This window comes from Curtobacterium aurantiacum, from assembly GCF_018598555.1.
Lineage (GTDB): Bacteria > Actinomycetota > Actinomycetes > Actinomycetales > Microbacteriaceae > Curtobacterium > Curtobacterium aurantiacum.
This window is the reverse complement of the sequence record NZ_JAHEWN010000003.1, coordinates 142,907-160,485: the sequence shown is the minus strand read 5'-3', so window position 1 is coordinate 160,485 and position 17,579 is coordinate 142,907. Positions and strand designations below refer to the sequence as shown.

At 72.9% G+C, this 17,579-nt stretch carries 16 protein-coding genes and 1 pseudogene; 5 read left to right on the top strand and 12 right to left on the bottom strand.

Going from position 1 to position 17,579, the window contains the following annotated elements; genetic code table 11:
- Positions 1–3 precede the first annotated feature (3 nt).
- The gene (locus tag KK087_RS04330) at positions 4–4,761 is read right to left on the bottom strand and encodes an ATP-dependent helicase (protein ID WP_214564311.1); all 4,758 of its coding nucleotides are present in this window, start codon (positions 4,759–4,761) and stop codon (positions 4–6) included.
- Positions 4,762–4,921: 160 nt separating this feature from the next.
- Between KK087_RS04330 and KK087_RS04325 the strand changes: the two genes are divergently transcribed.
- On the top strand, positions 4,922–5,596 hold the full coding sequence (locus KK087_RS04325) for a PadR family transcriptional regulator (RefSeq protein ID WP_027466765.1): 675 nt from the start codon (positions 4,922–4,924) through the stop codon (positions 5,594–5,596).
- Positions 5,597–5,750: 154 nt separating this feature from the next.
- Here KK087_RS04325 and KK087_RS04320 read toward each other — a convergent pair whose 3' ends face one another.
- The gene (locus tag KK087_RS04320) at positions 5,751–6,371 is read right to left on the bottom strand and encodes an alpha/beta hydrolase (protein WP_214564310.1); all 621 of its coding nucleotides are present in this window, start codon (positions 6,369–6,371) and stop codon (positions 5,751–5,753) included.
- Positions 6,372–6,444: 73 nt separating this feature from the next.
- Here KK087_RS04320 and KK087_RS04315 point away from each other — a divergent pair, with 73 nt between their 5' ends.
- Positions 6,445–6,987: an NUDIX hydrolase family protein gene (locus tag KK087_RS04315; protein ID WP_214564309.1), complete on the top strand. Its 543-nt coding sequence runs from the start codon at positions 6,445–6,447 to the stop codon at positions 6,985–6,987.
- Positions 6,988–7,075: 88 nt separating this feature from the next.
- Here KK087_RS04315 and KK087_RS04310 read toward each other — a convergent pair whose 3' ends face one another.
- Both KK087_RS04310 and KK087_RS04305 read right to left on the bottom strand, forming a co-directional pair.
- A complete protein-coding gene (locus KK087_RS04310) occupies positions 7,076–7,279 on the bottom strand; it encodes a CsbD family protein (RefSeq protein ID WP_111234610.1) in 204 nt (67 codons plus the stop codon).
- Positions 7,280–7,559: 280 nt separating this feature from the next.
- Positions 7,560–9,167: a DEAD/DEAH box helicase gene (locus KK087_RS04305; RefSeq protein ID WP_214564308.1), complete on the bottom strand. Its 1,608-nt coding sequence runs from the start codon at positions 9,165–9,167 to the stop codon at positions 7,560–7,562.
- A 289-nt stretch (positions 9,168–9,456) separates the two neighbouring features.
- Here KK087_RS04305 and KK087_RS04300 point away from each other — a divergent pair, with 289 nt between their 5' ends.
- The gene (locus KK087_RS04300) at positions 9,457–10,290 is read left to right on the top strand and encodes an endo alpha-1,4 polygalactosaminidase (protein WP_214564307.1); all 834 of its coding nucleotides are present in this window, start codon (positions 9,457–9,459) and stop codon (positions 10,288–10,290) included.
- Positions 10,291–10,405: 115 nt separating this feature from the next.
- Here KK087_RS04300 and KK087_RS04295 read toward each other — a convergent pair whose 3' ends face one another.
- The 4 genes from KK087_RS04295 to KK087_RS04280 form a co-directional block, all read right to left on the bottom strand.
- Positions 10,406–10,765: a GntR family transcriptional regulator gene (locus KK087_RS04295; protein WP_225558240.1), complete on the bottom strand. Its 360-nt coding sequence runs from the start codon at positions 10,763–10,765 to the stop codon at positions 10,406–10,408.
- A 10-nt stretch (positions 10,766–10,775) separates the two neighbouring features.
- Positions 10,776–11,348 (bottom strand): DUF1684 domain-containing protein, encoded by a 573-nt coding sequence (locus tag KK087_RS04290; RefSeq protein ID WP_214564407.1) that lies wholly within the window; start codon positions 11,346–11,348, stop codon positions 10,776–10,778.
- A 132-nt stretch (positions 11,349–11,480) separates the two neighbouring features.
- On the bottom strand, positions 11,481–11,963 hold the full coding sequence (locus tag KK087_RS04285; RefSeq protein WP_214564306.1) for a hypothetical protein: 483 nt from the start codon (positions 11,961–11,963) through the stop codon (positions 11,481–11,483).
- Between the two features lie 69 nt (positions 11,964–12,032).
- Positions 12,033–12,671: a GNAT family N-acetyltransferase gene (locus KK087_RS04280; RefSeq protein ID WP_214543368.1), complete on the bottom strand. Its 639-nt coding sequence runs from the start codon at positions 12,669–12,671 to the stop codon at positions 12,033–12,035.
- A 90-nt stretch (positions 12,672–12,761) separates the two neighbouring features.
- On the opposite strand from KK087_RS04280, the gene KK087_RS04275 reads away from it, so the two are divergent.
- Both KK087_RS04275 and KK087_RS04270 read left to right on the top strand, forming a co-directional pair.
- The gene (locus tag KK087_RS04275; RefSeq protein ID WP_214564305.1) at positions 12,762–13,367 is read left to right on the top strand and encodes a 2-phosphosulfolactate phosphatase; all 606 of its coding nucleotides are present in this window, start codon (positions 12,762–12,764) and stop codon (positions 13,365–13,367) included.
- A 36-nt stretch (positions 13,368–13,403) separates the two neighbouring features.
- A pseudogene (locus KK087_RS04270) lies at positions 13,404–13,712 on the top strand (DUF427 domain-containing protein); the annotation flags it as partial.
- 29 nt (positions 13,713–13,741) lie between these two features.
- Here KK087_RS04270 and KK087_RS04265 read toward each other — a convergent pair.
- The 4 genes from KK087_RS04265 to KK087_RS04250 all read right to left on the bottom strand — a co-directional run bounded on the left by KK087_RS04265 (position 13,742) and on the right by KK087_RS04250 (position 17,481).
- Positions 13,742–15,001, bottom strand: a complete 1,260-nt coding sequence (locus KK087_RS04265; RefSeq protein WP_214543365.1) for an Nramp family divalent metal transporter — start codon at positions 14,999–15,001, stop codon at positions 13,742–13,744.
- 418 nt (positions 15,002–15,419) lie between these two features.
- Positions 15,420–16,115 (bottom strand): CGNR zinc finger domain-containing protein, encoded by a 696-nt coding sequence (locus KK087_RS04260; RefSeq protein ID WP_214529472.1) that lies wholly within the window; start codon positions 16,113–16,115, stop codon positions 15,420–15,422.
- 47 nt (positions 16,116–16,162) lie between these two features.
- Positions 16,163–16,654, bottom strand: coding sequence for a SprT-like domain-containing protein (locus KK087_RS04255; protein ID WP_307859971.1), 492 nt, complete (start codon positions 16,652–16,654; stop codon positions 16,163–16,165).
- Entirely contained in the window at positions 16,651–17,481 is an 831-nt protein-coding gene (locus tag KK087_RS04250; protein ID WP_214529471.1) for a hypothetical protein, read from the bottom strand. The genes KK087_RS04255 and KK087_RS04250 overlap by 4 nt, the downstream gene beginning before the upstream one ends.
- Between the last annotated feature and the right edge of the window lie 98 nt (positions 17,482–17,579).

Here is a 17,579-nt window from a genome sequence, read left to right as displayed (position 1 = left end):
GCCTCACACACGGAGCCGCAGTCCCTGCGGGGTCGCCGTGAACCCCGCCTCGCGGAGCGCGCCGCCGAGGGGCGTCTCGAGCACGAAGTCCCCGTCGACCCGCTCGACCGAGAGCTTCCGCAGCCCGGTCCGGACGATGCCGGCGATCGAGGCGGCCGCGGCAGCGAGGTCGGCGGCGTCGTCGGTGAAGGTCAGCACCGACTTGCCACCGCGCTCCACGTACACGGTGAGCTTGCCGTCGACGGTCGTGACGAGGGCACCCGCCTTGCGCCCGGGCCGGTGGCCCCGAGCGGTCTTCGCGCCGCTGCCGACCGCAGTCCCCGACGGTGCGGCTTCGACATCGTCGGCCGCGACACCGGAGTCTGCGTCGCCCGTCGGCCACGGCAACGAGGCCCCGAACGGGTTCGCCGGGTCGGTCGCGGCGAGCGTGAGTGCCTCGCGCTTCCGGTCCGGGTCGTCGCGTTCGTCGTCGCCGAGGTCGCGGGCGTAGGTGCGCAGCCGGTCGACGGTCGGGCCGGTGGCGAACTGCGCGGCTCCGAGCCCCTCGACGAAGTACCCGCGACGAGCCCGGCCGGACTCCTCGAAGCGCGAGAGCACCCGGTACACCCCGGCGAAACCGCCCCGGACGCCCTCGACCTGCACGGCACCGCGGGTGACGACGCCGTAGCGTTCGAGCAGCTGCTCGGCGGTCGCGGCGGCCCGCACGGTCGAGTCGGACTCGGCCAGCGGCAGGAGCGACCAGCGCCCCCCGACGGACGGCGGCCCGGACTGCGTCGGCATCGTCGGACGCCGTCGGCCGCGGTACGCGCGGGATCGCGGTGCACTCGAGCTCTTCGCCTTGCCGCCGAGCATCGACCGCAGCGGGGCGAACGTGTCGTTCGTGATCTGCCCGGCCCAGACCAGGTCCCACAGCGCGGTGGTGAGCGCCTGGTCGTCACTGCTGCCGACGGCCTGGCCCAGCTGGCGGAAGAAGTACGCGCCACCGCCGGCGAGGGCCCCGAGCACGTCCCGCTGCAGCTCGGTCGTCTCGTCGCCGGAGGGCTCGGCGAGCGTCGTCGCCGCGGTGTCGGCCAGGTGCAGGCGCACCCAGCCGTCGTTGCCGGGCAGGGTGCCCCCGCCGGACCACAGGACCTCGCCCGTGGCGGTCAGTTCGTCGAGCATGCTCGTCGAGTAGTCGGTGACGCGCGACGGCAGCACCAGGGTCTCCCAGGCGCTGGCGGGCAGGGCCACCCCGGCGAGCTGGTCGATCACCTGCAGGACGCCGTCGACGCCGCGGAGCCCACCGCGGGTCCCGGGGGTCTGCACGTGCTGCCACGCGGGCAGGAACCGGGCGAGGGTGTCCGGCGAGACCGGTTCGACCTCGTGTCGCAGGGCGGCGAGGGACTTCGTCCGGATCCGGCGCAGGACCTCGGCGTCGCACCACTCGGCACCCTGGCGGTCGGGGCGGAACTCGCCCTCCACCACCCGGCGGTCGGCGACGAGCCGGCGCAGGGTGTCCTGCACGACGGCGATGCCCAACCCGAGGCGACCGGCAGCCTCCTGTGCGGAGAACGGCCCGTGCGACCGGGCGTAGCGGCCGATCAGGTCACCGAGGGGATCGGCGACGGGCTCGATGAACGCCGTGGGCACGCCGATCGGCAGCGGCACCCCGAGGGCGTCCCGCAGGCGCGCGGCGTCCTCGATCACGGCCCAGCGTGTCGCGCCGGCGTGTGAGAAGGACAGGACCCGGCGGTCGCGCTCGAGCACTTCGAGCGTGCTGCGCAGTTCCGCGGTGGCCGCTGGGCGGTCGGCGGTGTCGGCGAGCCAGCTCCGGTCGACCGCCTCGTCGAGGTCGAGCGCGCCGACGAGCCGCAGCACGTCCACGAGGCCCTCGGTGTCACGGGCACGGCGGTCCGGGGAGAGCCGCTGCAGGTCGCGCTCCACCGAGGCGATGACCGCGGGGTCGAGCAGTTCGCGCAGTTCGGCCCGACCGAGCAGCTCGCCGAGCAGCGTCGAGTCGAGCGACAGCGCCGCTGCCCGACGCTCGGCCAGCGGGGAGTCGCCCTCGTACATGAAGGCGGCGACGTACCCGAACAGGATCGACCGCGCGAACGGTGACGGCTGCTCGGTCTCGGTCTCGACCAGACGGATCCGGCGTCCGGCGATGTCGTCGGCGATCCCGAGCAGGGCCGGTACGTCGTAGACGTCCTGCAGGACCTCGCGCACGGTCTCGAGCACGATCGGGAACGTCGGGTACTTCTGCGCGACCTCGAGCAGCTGCGAGGCCCGCTGCCGCTGCTGCCAGAGCGGCGACCGCTGCCCGGGGTTCCGTCGGGGCAGCAGCAGCGCCCGTGCCGCGCACTCGCGGAACCGCGCGGCGAACAGCGCCGAGCCGCCGACCTCGTCGGTGACCAGGGCCTCGAGGTCGTCGCGCTCGAACACGAAGAGGTCGGCGCCCGGCGGCTCGGCGTCGGTCTCGGGGATGCGCACGACGATGCCGTCGTCGGCGGCCATCGCGTCGCCGTCGATGCCGTGCCGTTCGCGCAGCCGGGCGGCAACGGCCAGGGCCCACGGCGCGTGCACCTGCATGCCGTACGGCGAGTGCAGGATGAGCCGCCAGTCCCCGAGCTCGTCGCGGAACCGCTCGATGACGAGCGTGGTGTCGTTCGGTACGTGGCCGGTGGCCGCACGCTGGTCGCGCAGGAAGGTCAGCAGGTTCGTGACGGCGCGCTCGTCGAGGCCACCGGCGGCGACGCGGGCACGGGCGTCGTCGTCCGAGGCGCCCTCGACCTCGCGCACGAACGCACCGGTCGCGCGCCCCAGCTCGGCGGGCCGGCCGATGCCGTCGCCCTTCCAGAACGGCACGCGTCCGGGCTGCCCGAACGCGGGGCTCACGACGACGCGGTCGTGGGTGATCTCCTCGATCCGCCAGCTCGTCGCTCCGAGGGCGAAGACGTCGCCGACGCGCGACTCGTAGACCATCTCCTCGTCGAGCTCACCGACGCGGGACGCCTTCTCGCCGACCATGAACACGCCGAACATGCCGCGGTCCGGGATCGTGCCACCGCTCGTCACCGCGAGTCGCTGGGCGCCGGGTCGTCCGGTCAGGGTGCCGTGCACGCGGTCCCAGACCAGGCGGGGCCGCAGTTCGGCGAACTCGTCGCTCGGGTACCGGCCCGTGACCAGGTCGAGCGTCGCCTCGAACGCCGACCGGGGCAGGCCGCTGAACGGAGCACTCCGTCGCACGAGCTCGAACCAGTGCTCGACGTCGAGGGTGTCGATCGCCCCCGCTGCCACGGTGTGCTGCGCCAGGACGTCGAGCGGGTTCGCCGGCACCGAGATCGACTCGATCTGCCCGGCGACCATCCGCTCGACCGTGACCGCGCTGTTGACCAGGTCGGCGCGGTGCTTCGGGAACAGCACGCCCCGGGAGATCTCGCCCACCTGGTGTCCGGCGCGACCGACGCGCTGCAGGCCGCTCGCGACCGACGGCGGCGCCTCGACCTGGACGACCAGGTCGACCTCGCCCATGTCGATGCCGAGCTCGAGCGAACTCGTCGCCACGACGCACCGCAGCCGACCGGACTTCAGGTCGTCCTCGATGATCGCGCGCTGGTCCTTCGAGACCGATCCGTGGTGCGCACGCGCGAGCACCGGCACGGAGGCGTCCGAGCCCCCGCCGCCCGTCTGCCCGGACCCGCCGATCATCTGCGCCGGCGGCCGTTTCGTGCCCTGGGGAGCGACGGCGTGCGCCGAGGTGCGGGCCGGTGACTGTGGTCGGCCCCGCGCCGCGGGGAGCCCGTCGTCGTCCGTGGACGCACCCGCCGGCACCAGCACGCCGTCACCGGCCGCCGCCAGCACGCGCTCCTCGTGGATCTCGTTGAGCCGCGCCGTGAGCCGCTCGGCCAACCGGCGCGAGTTCGCGAAGACGATGGTCGACCGGTGCTCCTCGATCAGGTCGACGACGCGCTCTTCTACGTGCGGCCAGATCGACCCGTTGGTCGGCGACTCGGACGCGTCCGCGCCGACCGGCGGTGCACCGAGCTCGGTCATGTCGTCGACGGGGACGACGACCCGCAGGTCGAAGGTCTTCTGCGCGGGCGGCGCGATGATCGTCACGGGTGCTCGGCCGCCGAGGAACCGCGCGACCTCTTCCGGCGGGCGCACCGTGGCCGAGAGCCCGATGCGCTGCACGGGCTTGTCGAGCAGGTCGTCGAGACGCTCGAGCGACACCGCCAGGTGTGCTCCGCGCTTGGTCGAGGCGACCGCGTGGACCTCGTCCACGATGACGGTGTCGACGTTCACGAGGGTCTCGCGCGCCTGCGAGGTGAGCATCAGGTAGAGCGACTCGGGCGTGGTGATGAGGATGTCCGGCGGCTGGCGCAACAGCTTCTGCCGGTCGGACGACGGGGTGTCGCCGCTGCGGACGCCGACCGTGACGTCCGGCGGTTCGGTGCCGAGTCGGCGGGCGGTCTGGGTGATGCCGACGAGCGGGCTCCGCAGGTTGCGTTCGACGTCGACGCCGAGGGCCTTGAGCGGCGAGACGTAGAGCACCCGCGTGCGCTGCTTGGCCGGCGGGCGGTCGGTCGCGCTGATGAGCCGGTCGATCGACCACAGGAACGACGCCAGGGTCTTGCCGGAACCGGTCGGGGCGATCACGAGCGCGTGTTGCCCGGTCGAGATGGCGTCCCACGCCCCGGCCTGTGCGGGCGTCGGTGCGTCGAAGGCGCCGCGGAACCACTCGGAGGTGGCGGGAGAGAAGCGCTCGAAGACGTCCGTCATGGTCCGTCCCATCCTGCCCGCCACCACCGACAGCGGGCCGAGCGCTCGCACCCCTTGACAGAGCGATAGTTAGCGACCTATCGTAAACACATCGCGATACGACGAAGATGATCAGGTCAGACCGGTCGCGAGCCGACTCAGCACGAAGAAAGGACTCCTCATGCGCCCCTCGTATGACGACGACAGCAACACGTCCCCCCGCGACCAGCGCGGGTTCGGCCCGCGCGGCCCCCGCTTCGGCGGCGCGCGGCAGCACCACGGCGCCGGCTTCCCCGGCCGCGACCGCGGTGACCACGACCACGGCGGCCGCGGCTTCGGTGGCCGGGGGTTCGGTCCCGGCTTCGGCCCGGGCATGGGCTTCGGCCCCGGTTTCGGCGGCCCCGGCTTCGGCCGCGAACGCCGTCGCCGCGGCGACGTCCGTCTCGCGATCCTCGGTCTGTTGGCCGAAGGTCCGCAGAACGGGTACGCCGTGATCAAGACCATCGCCGAGCGCACCGGCGGCGCCTGGAAGCCGAGCCCCGGCTCGGTCTACCCGACGCTCCAGCAGCTCGTCGACGAAGACCTCGTGGTCTCGTCGGGCGACGGCCGCAAGACGCTCTTCGAGCTCACCGACGCCGGCAAGGCCGAGACCGAGGCCAAGGCCGACGAGATCGCCGCAGCCCTCGACGGGGCCCCGGGCATCCCGGACGCCCAGCGCGAGTTCTTCGAGGCGCTCCGCAAGACCATGGGCGTCCTGCAGATGTACCGCAGCACCGCGACCGAGGAACAGGCCAAGGCCGCCACGGCCAAGGTGGACCAGCTCCGCAAGGACCTGCTCCAGATCCTCGCCGACTGACGGACGTCACCGCGTGACGGACGTCACCCCGTGACGGACAGGAGGCCCGGTGCCAGCTGGCACCGGGCCTCCAGCCCGTCCGCACATCGTGAGCAGCAACGGTCGGGTCCGCACGTCGGACCCGACCGTTCGTGCTCACGAAGCGCGCTCCGCGCTACCCGGCGTCGATGAACGCCGCCACGTCGGCCAGCTCCGCCGTCGACACCGCGTGCGGCAGACCCGCGTAGCTGCGGTCGGTCACGTCGGTGTGCGCCGCGGCCCACGCCTGCGTCCGGGCGGTGGCATCGGCCGGGATCACCGGGTCGAGGTCGCCGTGCCCGAGGAACACCCGCGGGCGCACGGCCGACACGGCCTCGTCGCGGGAGTCCGTGACGCCCGGCACCACGAACCCCGACAGCGACACCGCGAACGCGAAGGCCGCCGGCCGTGCCCGCAGGAGCTGGAGCGCCATCGAGCCGCCCTGCGAGAACCCGAGCAACCCGATCCGCGGGTGGTCGGCGGCGACGGAGTCGATCCAGTCGAGCACCTCGCCGACCGCTGCGTCGACCGCCTCCGGGTCGGGGGAGCCCGGCGTCCCGAGCGGGTACCAGCTGAACCCGGGCCCCCACGGCATCGGCGCTCGCAGCGACGCGACGGTCCAGGCGGGCGGCAGCGCGGGCGCCAACCCGAGCAGGTCCTGCTCGTTCGATCCCACCCCGTGCATCGCCACGAGCAGTGGCGTGCCGCTCCGGTCCACGGCACTCCGGGTCCACTGCACCAGTTCCGCATCGATCATGTGGACAACGCTAACCATCCCCAACTCCCGCGCCGTTCGCCGAACTCGCCACCGTCCCTGGTAGACACGGTGCATGTCCTCGCTGCGCACCCCCGATCCCGACTCCGGCTGGCTGTCCGACGAGGAGCTCGCGAACGTCCGCCGTCGTCTGCCGATCTGCTACGTCGAGGCGGTCCCCGTCCGCACCGACGGACTCGGCGTCGTGACCGAGGTCGGCGTGCTGCTGCGCGTCTCCCCGAGCGGTTCGATCGCGCGCACCCTGGTGTCCGGCCGGGTGATGTTCGGTGAGTCGATCCGCACCGCACTGTTCCGCCACCTCGAGAAGGACCTCGGCCCGATGGCGTTCCCGCAGCTCCCCACGAGCCCGACGCCGTTCACCGTGGCGGAGTACTTCCCGCTGCCCGGCGCCTCGGTGTACACCGACGAACGGCAGCACGCCATCTCCCTCGCCTACGTCGTCCCGGTCACGGGCACGTGCGAACCCCGTCAGGACGCCCTCGAGCTCACGTGGATGAGCCCGATGGAAGCCGCGTCCGACGCCGTCGCCGACGAGATGGAAGGCGGTCGCGGCGCACTGCTCCGTGCAGGCCTCGCCTCGGTCGGCGCCCTGCACTAGCCCGACCAGGGCGCTCCACGCAGCGCACACGACGAAGCCCCCGGATCCGATCGGATCCGGGGGCTTCGCAGCGCGGTCGCGAACCGGCTTAGTGCTTGTCGTCCTTGAAGCTGTCGGCGACGCCGTGCGCGGCGTCCTTGACGTCGGTGACGCCCTGCTTCGCCGAGGCCTTGCCCTGGTCGGTCTGACCTTCGGCCTTCAGCCGGTCGTTACCGGTCGCGTTGCCGGTGGCTTCCTTGACCTTGCCAGCCGCTTTCTCAGCGGCGTTCTTGATGTCATCGATGCCAGCCATGGGCACTCCTTCCAGAAGCGGACGTGTTCCCCGTCAGCCGCTTGCACGGCCTCTGGTGCACCAGACCGTACGCCCGCCGGAGCACACGGCCCCCAGCCCCCGCCAAGGTTCGCCCGGGTCCGCACGCCTCGGCACAGCAAAACACCGGTGTCCACGCAACACACCGCGGGATGCGTGTGTTCGGCGCGTGAACACCGGTGTCTTGCGAGCTCAGACCGACCGGGCTCAGACCGACCGAGCTCAGACCGACCGGGTCAGACCGGCCGGCTCAGCGCGCAGGTCAGTGGCGGTCGGCAGCGCCGGCCGGACGGGAGGCGCGGCGCGAGCTGCCACGACGGTTGCCGCCCGACTCGTTGCCGGACCGACCGGCGGCGTAGCCACCCTCGGAGGACCAGACGGCCGACGAGCCGCCGCGCACGACGTCGCTGCTGCCCGAGCGACGGTTGCCGCCGCTGCGGCGACCACCCGTCGAGCCGGCGGCTGCGACCCCGGAGCGCCCGGCACCCTCGGAACGTGCGCCACGGGCCGGACGGCCCTGACGGCCCCCGGCCGAACCGGCGGACTCGCCAGCGGAGCCGGAGCGCGCGGGCTGCGCCGCGCCTCCCGACCGACCGCCGCGACCACGGCGACGACCGCCGTCACCGGCGGACTCGGCCGAGCGCTGCTTGGGCTGACGCTGCTGGGTGGGCTGCTCCTCGGCGACGTGGCGGATCGGAGCGACCTCGCCGACGAGTGCGGTGACGGCCGGGGAGGTCGCCGTGACGTGCTGCGGCGTGACCTTGATCGCGGCCGCACGCATCATCTGCGCGACGTCGCGACGCTCGGCGGGCATCGTCACCGTGACGACGTCACCCGACGAACCGGCACGCGCCGTGCGACCCGAGCGGTGCAGGTACGCCTTGTGCTCGGTGGGCGGGTCGACGTGCACGACGAGCTCGACGTTGTCGACGTGCACACCACGGGCGGCGACGTCGGTGGCGACGAGCACGAGGGCCTCACCGGAGGAGAACTTCGCGAGGTTGCGCTCGCGGGCACCCTGCGACAGGTTGCCCTGCAGGTCGACGGCCGGGATCCCCTGGCTGCTGAGCTGCTTGGCGAGGCGCTTGGCGTGGTGCTTCGTGCGCATGAAGAGGATGCGGCGACCGTTGCCCGAGGCGAGGGCGCTCACGAGGTGCTTCTTCGCGTCGGCGTCGGCGACCTCGAACAGGTGGTGGGTCATCGCCTCGACGGGGCTGTTCGCCTCGTCGACGGAGTGCATGACCGGGTTGTGCAGGAACTTCTTGACGAGCTTGTCCACGCCGTTGTCGAGCGTCGCGGAGAACAGCAGGCGCTGTCCCTGCTCCGGCGTCGCCTGCATGATCTTGGTGACACCGGGCAGGAAGCCCATGTCGGCCATGTGGTCGGCCTCGTCGAGGACGGTGACCTCGATGTCGCCGAGGTTCACGTGGCCCTGCTGCATGAGGTCGGCGAGGCGACCCGGGCAGGCAACGACGACGTCCACACCGCCGCGGAGGGCGTCGACCTGCCGACCCTGACCCACGCCACCGAAGATGGTGGTGGTGTTCAGGCCCATGGCCTTGGCGAGCGGGGCGAGGGCGACGTCGATCTGCGTCGCGAGCTCACGGGTCGGCGCGAGGACCAGGGCGCGGGGGCGGCCGGCGCGGCGCTTCCGGCCGCTGGCGGCGAGGCGGGCGACGAGCGGGATCGCGAACGCGATCGTCTTGCCGGAACCGGTGCGGCCACGGCCGAGCACGTCCTTGCCCTGCAGGGAGTCGGGGAGGGTGTCCGCCTGGATGGGGAACGCCATGTCCTTGCCCTGGTCGGCGAGGACGGAGACCATCGGCGCGGGGACGCCGAGGTCGGAGAAACGGATGTCTTCGGTGGTCATGGTGACCTTTCGAGCCGGAGGAGTCCGGCTGTGGGCGCGCTCTGAGGCAGCGCGCGGGCGGGATGCGCGCCAACGGATGTGGCTGGCGCAGTCGCCGCAGCAGAGAAGCCTGGGCACCTTCGTGAGGTGCTCGATCATCGACCGGAGTCTGGAGACAGGTGGTCGGGAGTTCGGGGCGTCCGTACGACGCACGAGGCGATCGGCGCCTCGAGTACGACCAGCATAGCGTGCGCGTCCGCCGAACGGCCAGGGCAGGGGCGGTGCGCTCTCGGCGTGGGAGGATTCCGGGGTGCGCATCCGATCCGTCCTGTTGACCACCGCCATGGCCCTGGTGGCCGTCCTCGGCACCGCTGGTTGCGCCGAGGCCGCGACGACGAGTGCGGCCGCGGGCTACACGAACCTGCCGACCTCGGGCCGTCCCGACTACCAGCTCGGCGGCGCGTACACCCCGGCCAAGGGCGTGACGATCGTCGAGCGCGACAGCACCGACCGCCCGGCGAAGGGCAAGTACAACATCTGCTACGTCAACGGGTTCCAGACCCAGCCCGGCTCCGCCCGCACGTGGACGAAGTCCTACCCGTCCGCGATCCTGCGCGACCGTGCCGGCAAGCCCGTCGCCGACCCGGGGTGGCCCGACGAGATGCTCCTCGACACCCGGACCGCGGCGAAGCGCGCACTGATCACGAAGGTGCTCGCGAAGACCATCGCCCGCTGCGGTGACCGCGGGTTCGACGCGGTCGAGTTCGACAACCTCGACTCCTGGACCCGCAGCGGCGGTCGGCTCACCCGCGCCGGCAACCTGGCGCTCGCGAAGTCACTCGTCACCAAGGGACACCGGCACGGCATGGCCGTCGGGCAGAAGAACACCCCGCAGCTCGGGGCGTCGGGTCGGAAGCAGACCGGGTTCGACTTCGTCGTCGCCGAGGAGTGCGTGCAGTACCGCGAGTGCGCCGCGTACACGAAGGCCTACGGCAAGCGGGTCATCGACATCGAGTACCCGGACACCCTCGAGCGCTCGTGGGCGTCGGTCTGCACGCTGAAGAGCCGCCCGGCGATGACGATCCTGCGCGACCGTGACCTGGTGGTCCCGACCGACGAGGCGTACGTCTCGAAGCACTGCTGAGCGTTCCTTCCCAGAACGCGTGCGATGCCTGGTCGAATCGGGCATACCGGGTCAGAACTTTCGACCGGGTACGCCCGGAACGACCAGGTACGCCCGGAAGCACCGACCCGCAGCGCTACGCCGGCCAGGCCTCCCGCAACGCGGTCGCCGCCTGGTCCGCCGACAACCCGGCCGACCGTGCAGCAGCGGCCAGGGCCCGAGCAGCGTCCGCGACGGCGTCCGGTACCTCGGCGGGGCGCACCACCCGGGTGCCGGCACCCCGCGCGGTGTGCACGAGCCCGGCCTCCTCGAGCAGCTGGTAGGCCTTCGCGACGGTGCCGGCTGCGAGGCCCAGCTCGTCCGCCAGCCCCCGCACGCTCGGCAGCCGTTCGCCGTCCACCAGGTACCCGGCGGTGATCTGTGCGGCGATCTGCGATCGGACCTGCTCGAACGGCGGCACGCGACCGCCGGCGTCGAGGGCGACGAGTCCTGTCATGCGTTCCACCCTAGAAGTCGTACTGCTCGCCGACCGGGATCGGGACCGGCACGGTGTTGCCCGGGGGCGCGAGCGGGCACGCCCACGCCGGGTCGTACGCGCACGACGGGTTGTAGGCGAAGTTGAAGTCGAGCACGAGTGACCCGGAGTCGTCGCCGCCCAGGTCCGAACCCTTGATGGTGTCGAGCAGGTAGCGCCCGCCGCCGTAGGTGCCGCGGGCCTTGCCGGCGCTGGCGTCCTTGACCGGCACGAACACCCCGCCCGCGTAGCCGCCGTGCTTCCAGACGTCGAGGGTACCGACGCCGGGGACCCGCACGACGCCGAGCCGGTCGAAGTGGACGACGCCGTCGGTGCCGGTCTCGAAGTCGAACTCGGCGGGCTCGGTGGCCTCGATGCGGACCTGGAAGCGCCAGGCCGGGTCGTAGTCGGGCACCGGCAGGGACTCGAAGTCGTGGGCGTCCTCGTCGAGCAGCGGTGACGCCGGGTGCTCCGCGAACATCGCGTCGCGCGTCTCGCGCCAGAGCGCATGCGCCGTCTCGGGGTCGGGGGTGGCGCGGACGCGGCGGTACAGGTCGAACGTCATCCGCCGCCAATCCGCGGTCGCGAGCGTGCTGTGCACGCGGTCGTCGGTCGTCGGCTCCTGGGGACGCGTCTGGCTCACGTGGTCGAGGCTACGCCCGCTCCGCGGTGGACGGGAGGCCCGACCCGCGTCGCGTCACGCGCCGTCGGTCCGCCAGGTGGGTGCGAGGACGCGCATCCGGAACGCCCGCCACTGCCAGATGACCCACATGCCGGGCCACAGGGCGAGGCCGAGCACGGCGGGGCGCATCCGGTAGGTCAGGCGGTCGAGCAGCAGGGTCCGACCACCCGGTGCGGCGACGACGGCCATCCGGTGTGACATCGTCATCCGCCCGAACAACCCCGACGTCCCGCCGCCGTTGTCGCGCTGCACGGGGACCCCCTCGACCTCGTACAGGTCGAGGTCGACGTGCGTGTCGCCACTCGGCACCAATCCGAAGGCGTCCGCGGTGATCGGGTGCGGGTGCCCGGGCTCCCAGCGCTCCGGGAACCCCTGCGGGTCGCGCGAGCGGTACGCCAGGAACGGCTTCGTCACCGCCACCATCACGGACGGGGACAGCAGGGCATCGCGCACGGCGTCGACCGGCGCATCGAGGACGATCCGGAGGCCGACGTGCATGCCGGTGACGCTACGCCCGCGGGCTGGACGACGCGCCGTGACCCGGCGGCCCCGACCACGTGAGACGACTCAGGCGTGCCGGGCCGACCGGCGGCGGGACCCCTCGGCGCGGTCGTGGCGCCGGAGCCGCTCGGCCAGCGAGAGTCGGACGGCCGGCCACTCCGACGCGATGACCGAGAAGACCACGGTGTCGCGGAGGGTGCCGTCACGGCCGATCGCGTGGTTCCGGAGCACGCCGTCCTGCTTCGCACCGAGGCCCGCGATGGCCGCCCGAGACTGCAGGTTGTGCCAGTGCGTGCGGAACTCGACCGCGATGCACTGCCACGCCTCGAACGCGTGGGACAGCATGAGCAGCTTCGACTCGGTGTTGATCCCCGAGCGCTGCGCCGACTTCGCCAGGAACGTGTGCCCGATCTCGACGTGACGGTTGCCCGGGTCGATGTTCATGAAGGTCGTCGCACCCACCACCCGGCCGGTCGGACGGTCCCGCACGGCGAAGGGCACCATGCGCCCGGCCTCGTGCTCGGCGAGCCGCCGGTCGATCTCGGCCTCGACCTGTGCCGGGGCGGGTACCGAGGTGTACCAGGTGCGCCACAGATCGCCGTCCGCGACCGCCGCCCGCAGGTCTTCCGCGTGCTCCTGCCCGAGGGGCTCGAGGGTCACACGGTCGCCGGTCAGGGTGGGCACGGGGGCGATCTCCATGGACATGCATCCTAGGGTCGCCGACCCGGGTGGAGCCCGGTCGGACGCAGACCCTGTGGAGAGGGACGGCATCGCCCGGGCGGCTATCGTGAACCAGTGGCAGAACGCACCCAGGAGAAGTACCAGGTCCGGTTCGCGTGGGGTCCCGGAGGCGCGGCTCGGATCGCGCACGGTGCCCACCTGCTCGTCTGGGTCGACGCTCTGCCGTCGACGCCCGACGCCGCCGCGCAGCGGCGCGCGCTGCGGAACGTGACCGCGCAGCTGCCGCAGGGTCCGGAGGTCGTGCTCGGCCACCTCGGCAACGCGGCAGCGGTCGCGGAACGGGTGACGGGCCTCCAGGCCGCACGCGGTGACCGGTGCGTCGTCGCGATCGTGGCCGCCGGGCTGCACCACACCGCAGCCCTCGACGCCGCCGCCGAGGCGGCGGGGGAGTCCGTCGACGTCGCCGACGCACCCGACTTCGCCGTCGAGGACCTGCTCGCCGCCGGCGCCGTCGTCGACGCGCTCACCGAGGTCGGCATCGACCACACCTCGCCCGAGGCCGCTGCGGCCAGCGCGGCGTACACGGGGCTGCGCCGTGCGGTGCGGCACCTGGTCAGCGCTTCCGAGGGAGCGGCCGTCCTGAGCCGTGACGACGTGCACGCGGCGCTCGCCGCGGGGCCCGACCTGACCGTCCTGCGGGAATCGGGGGAGCGCGCGTAGCGTTCGCACCATCACGGAACCAGCGAGCGAAGGAGCAACGCCATGAAGGCAGTCGTCGGCGACACGGTGATCGCGGAGGCCCCCGAAGAGGACCTCATCAAGATCGAGGGCAACTGGTACTTCCCGCCGTCGAGCGTGAAGACCGAGCTCTTCACCGAGAGCCCCACCCAGTACCACTGCCCGTGGAAGGGCGACACGCAGTACTTCACGGTGAACGTCGACGGGCAGGCGCTGCAGGACCGCGCGTGGTCGTACCCGACGCCGATCCCGTCGTCGTTCGACCGCGTCGGCAAGGACTACTCCGGCTACGTCGCGTTCTGGAAGGACGTGCAGGTCGTCGCCTGACGACTGGTCCCGCGACCGTCCGGCTGGCCTCAGCCGGTCACGGTGAGCACGACCAGCGCGACGTTGAGCGTCACGATGACCGCCGCGATCACCCACGCCACCACGCGGGTGGTCGCGGCGTTCACGTCCGTGCCCATCACGCTCCGTCGTGACGTGTAGACCACGAGCGGCACGATCGCGAAGGCGATCCCGAAGCTCAGCACCACCTGGCTGACGACGAGCAGCATCGTCGCGTCGGCGTTCAGCGCGAGCAGCACGATCGCGGGCACCAGGGTGATCGCGCGCCGGGCGACGAGCGGGATCCGCACGTGCAGCAGCCCCTTCATGATCTCGGCCCCGGCCATGCAGCCGACCGAGGTCGAGGCCAGGCCCGACGCGAGCAGACCCACGGCGAAGAGCACCCCGACGACCGGTCCGACGTTCTCGGCGATGGCCCGCTGCGCGCCGGGGATGGAGTCGGTGCCCGCGACGCCCGGCAGGGTGGCCGCGGCGAGGACGAGCATCGCGATGTTCACCCCACCCGCGACGACCAGCGCGAGCCCGACGTCCCACCGGGTCGCGACGAGCACCCGGCGACGCTCCGGCCCGGCGGGGACGTCCCCGTGGCGGTCCCGGGCGAGCGCCGAGTGCAGGTAGACGGCGTGCGGCATCACGGTGGCGCCGAGCATCGACGCGGCGAGCAGGACCGACCCGGAGCCCTCGAAGCGCGGCACCAGCCCGGCGACGAGGTCGGTCGGCGACACCCGGGCGAACAGCAGGCCGGCGCAGAAGCCGATCGTCAGGATCGCGAGCATCGCCGTGACGACGGTCTCGAACAGACGCGTGCCCCGACGGCTGTGCAGCGTCAGCAGGAGCATCGAGACGAGCCCGGTGATGATCCCGCCGACCACGAGCGGCAGGTCGAAGAGCAGGTACAGCGCGAGTGCGCCACCGATGACCTCGGCGATGTCGGTCGCGGCGGCGACGATCTCGGCCTGGCCCCAGAACAGCAGGCGCGGGGTGCGTCGCATCCGCAGGCCGAGGTGTTCGGGCAGCGACTTGCCCGTCACCACGCCGAGTTTGGCGGACAGGTACTGCACCACGACGGCACTCGCGTTCGCGGCCACGAGCACCCAGAGCAGCAGGTACCCGTACTCGGCTCCCGCGGTCAGGTTCGCGGCGACGTTGCCGGGATCGACGTACGCGATGGCCGCCACGAACGCCGGTCCGAGCAGGGTGAGGCCGGCTGCACGACGACGCGGGGCACCGGATGGATGCTCGTCGAGCCGGGGGCTGGCAGTGTCGGTCATGCACCGATCCTGCCAGAGAATTCGGCAAGCCGAATCTTTTTCTTCGCCGTTACTGCGTGAGGCGGCCTGGACCCCCGCGTGGGGGCGTCGAGTGGTCGCGATCTGTCGGCTGGGACGCCGCCAGCAGACGGTCAGTGACCGCTCGGCGGGGGTGAGCGGGGTGTCGTGACCGCTCGCGGAAGGCGGACGGGAGGCCCGTGGCGGCGCGGCCACGCGCCTCCTGTGCGGTCGAGTGGTCGCGACTCGTCGCTTGCTTTGCGTCGGGTGGTCGCGATCTGTCGGCTGGGACGCCGTCGGGCGACGGTTGGTGACCGCTCGGCGGGGGTGAGCGGGGTGTCGTGACCGCTCGCGGGCCCGACACCGTCCGGATCACGCGCCGGGGCGCAGGTCTGGGCGTCCCGCCGCGGTCAGCCCGAGCTCACTCCGCGGCGCGGCGGGCCCGGTGCGCCCGGACCTTCGCCCGGTTGCCGCACCGCTGCATCGAGCACCAGCGCCGGGTCCCACCGCGCGACGAGTCGTAGAACACCAGGCCGCAGTCCTCGGCCGAGCACCGGCTCAGTCGCGTCGGCCGGCCGTCGGCCTCGACGTCGTCGAAGCCGACCTCGGTGAGGAGCGCGACGGCGTCGCGCGCGACGCTCGACAGGGCCTGGGCCAAGCGGACGCGGTTGGCCCCGGCGCGGCGTCGGCCACCCGGGAGGCTCGGGGGCACGTCCGGCAGGGCGGCGAACAGGTTGACGGTGTCGATGTCGTCGGGCGCGGGGCGCGTGCGGCCGGCCCCGGCACGCAGGCCCGCCGCCACGGCGGTGCGCTCCGCCGCGGTGCTCGCCGGAGCGGGGGCGGCGGCCACGGCGAGCCGGGCGATCGCTGCACGGAGGGCACGGGCGTCCTGCAGCTCACGGGCGCTGGCGCCGACGTCGATCGGTTCGGTGTGCTCGCTGAGCCACTCGTCCAGGTCGGCCGGGCTCGCGAGGAGCTCCCCGAGCTGCGACCGTGGACGTCGGCCGGCCGGGTCGTCGGCGAAGCCGCCCGTGTGCGCGAAGTCGAGCGCGATCCGACCGGCGTCGAAGAACCAGGTGGAACCGGCGTCCGTGCGGATGTGCTGCCCCGTGTGCATCCGCCCAGGCTAACGGGTTACCGGCGCGCCTCCGTGCGTCGGGACCGTCATGCGGTAGTCGACGCCATCGTGGCCGCGTCGTCGTCCGCTGTCCGGCGCCGCCAGGTGATGACGTTCCGGGCGTCGAACCGCCGGGAGCAACGGGCACAGGCCAGGGGACGGGTGGGCGTGCGGTACCGGAAGTGCTCGTGTCCGGCGGGGCAGGTGCCGATCCAGGGTGCGAGCTCGCTGGCGATCGGGCCGTCGTGCAGCCGGGAGCCGGTGTACCCGATCGACGCGGCGGTGCGCTTCCACTTCGGTCCGTGTGCCGCCCGCGCACCGGCGAGGGCGTGCGCGACCTCGTGCAGCAGGACCTGCTCGACGTCGTCGTCGGAGAACCGTGTGGCCAGGTGCCGACTCACCGTGATCCGTCTGCGCGCGAAGTCACACTGACCGGCGCGGGTCTTCGCGCGGTCGAACCCGAAGGTCCACGTGCCGGCGCCGAGGTGCTCGGCCATGAGTGCCTCGGCGCGGAGCCGGACGGCCTCGAGCGCGGTCACTGCTCGGCGCGGGGGTCGGCCTGGCCCTTCTTCGCTGCCCGGGCCGCGATCCGGCCCCAGATGTCGTCGGCCTCGGTCCGGGCGGCGTCGGGCGCGCCCAGCACACGGCGGCGGATCGGCGGGACTTGCTTCACCGGCTCGGCGACACGGGTCGTCGGCTCGTCGTCCTCGGCGCGGCGGGCGGCGACCTCGCGGGCCGTCCGCGGCTTGTCGGAGGGCTCCGCCGGGTTCGTGATGGCAGCGCGCATCGCGGCCTCGACCGCAGTGCGCAACGCGTCGGTCCGCTCGGACGGTGCGCCCGCCTGGCGGAAGGCCTGGTACGCCCGCGACAGTGCTGCGCGGGCCTCGTCGAAGCGGTCGTTCTCGAACAGCGACCAGCCCTCGATCTCGGCTGCTGCGCCCTCGAGCTCCGGCCACTCCTCGGTGGCCGCGGTATCGCGGGCCAAGGCGGCCTCGGAGGCGGCCCGGTCGTGCCGACCGAGGTCGTGCAGGACGTGCGCGCGACGGATCCGTGCGGCGACCTTGTCCTGGCGCTCCCCGGTGAACATCGCGAGGCGGAACACCTCTTCGGCGATGACGAGCGACTCGTCCAGACGACCGAGCAGGCGGAGCAGCTCGGCCCGTTCGGCGAGGGCGTCGGTGCTGCGGCTCTGGCCGAGGTCACGGAGCCGCTGGTGCACGGCGTCGACGTCGACCGCGGGTCGCAGGCTGATGGGCGCGAAGGTACTGCCCGGGCTGACGCCGGCCGTCACGGGAGCCGCGTGGCGCGGTTCACGGGAACGGTCGGACAGGTCGGGCTGCTGGCGGTCGTCGGGCGGGAGGGACATCGGTTCGAGGGTAGCCGCGGTCTGCCGGGAGCCGTCGGTGCGACGCGCTCAGGTTGCACGGGTGCGGCCGTCCGCGCGTGCCCCCCGGAGCGACGAAC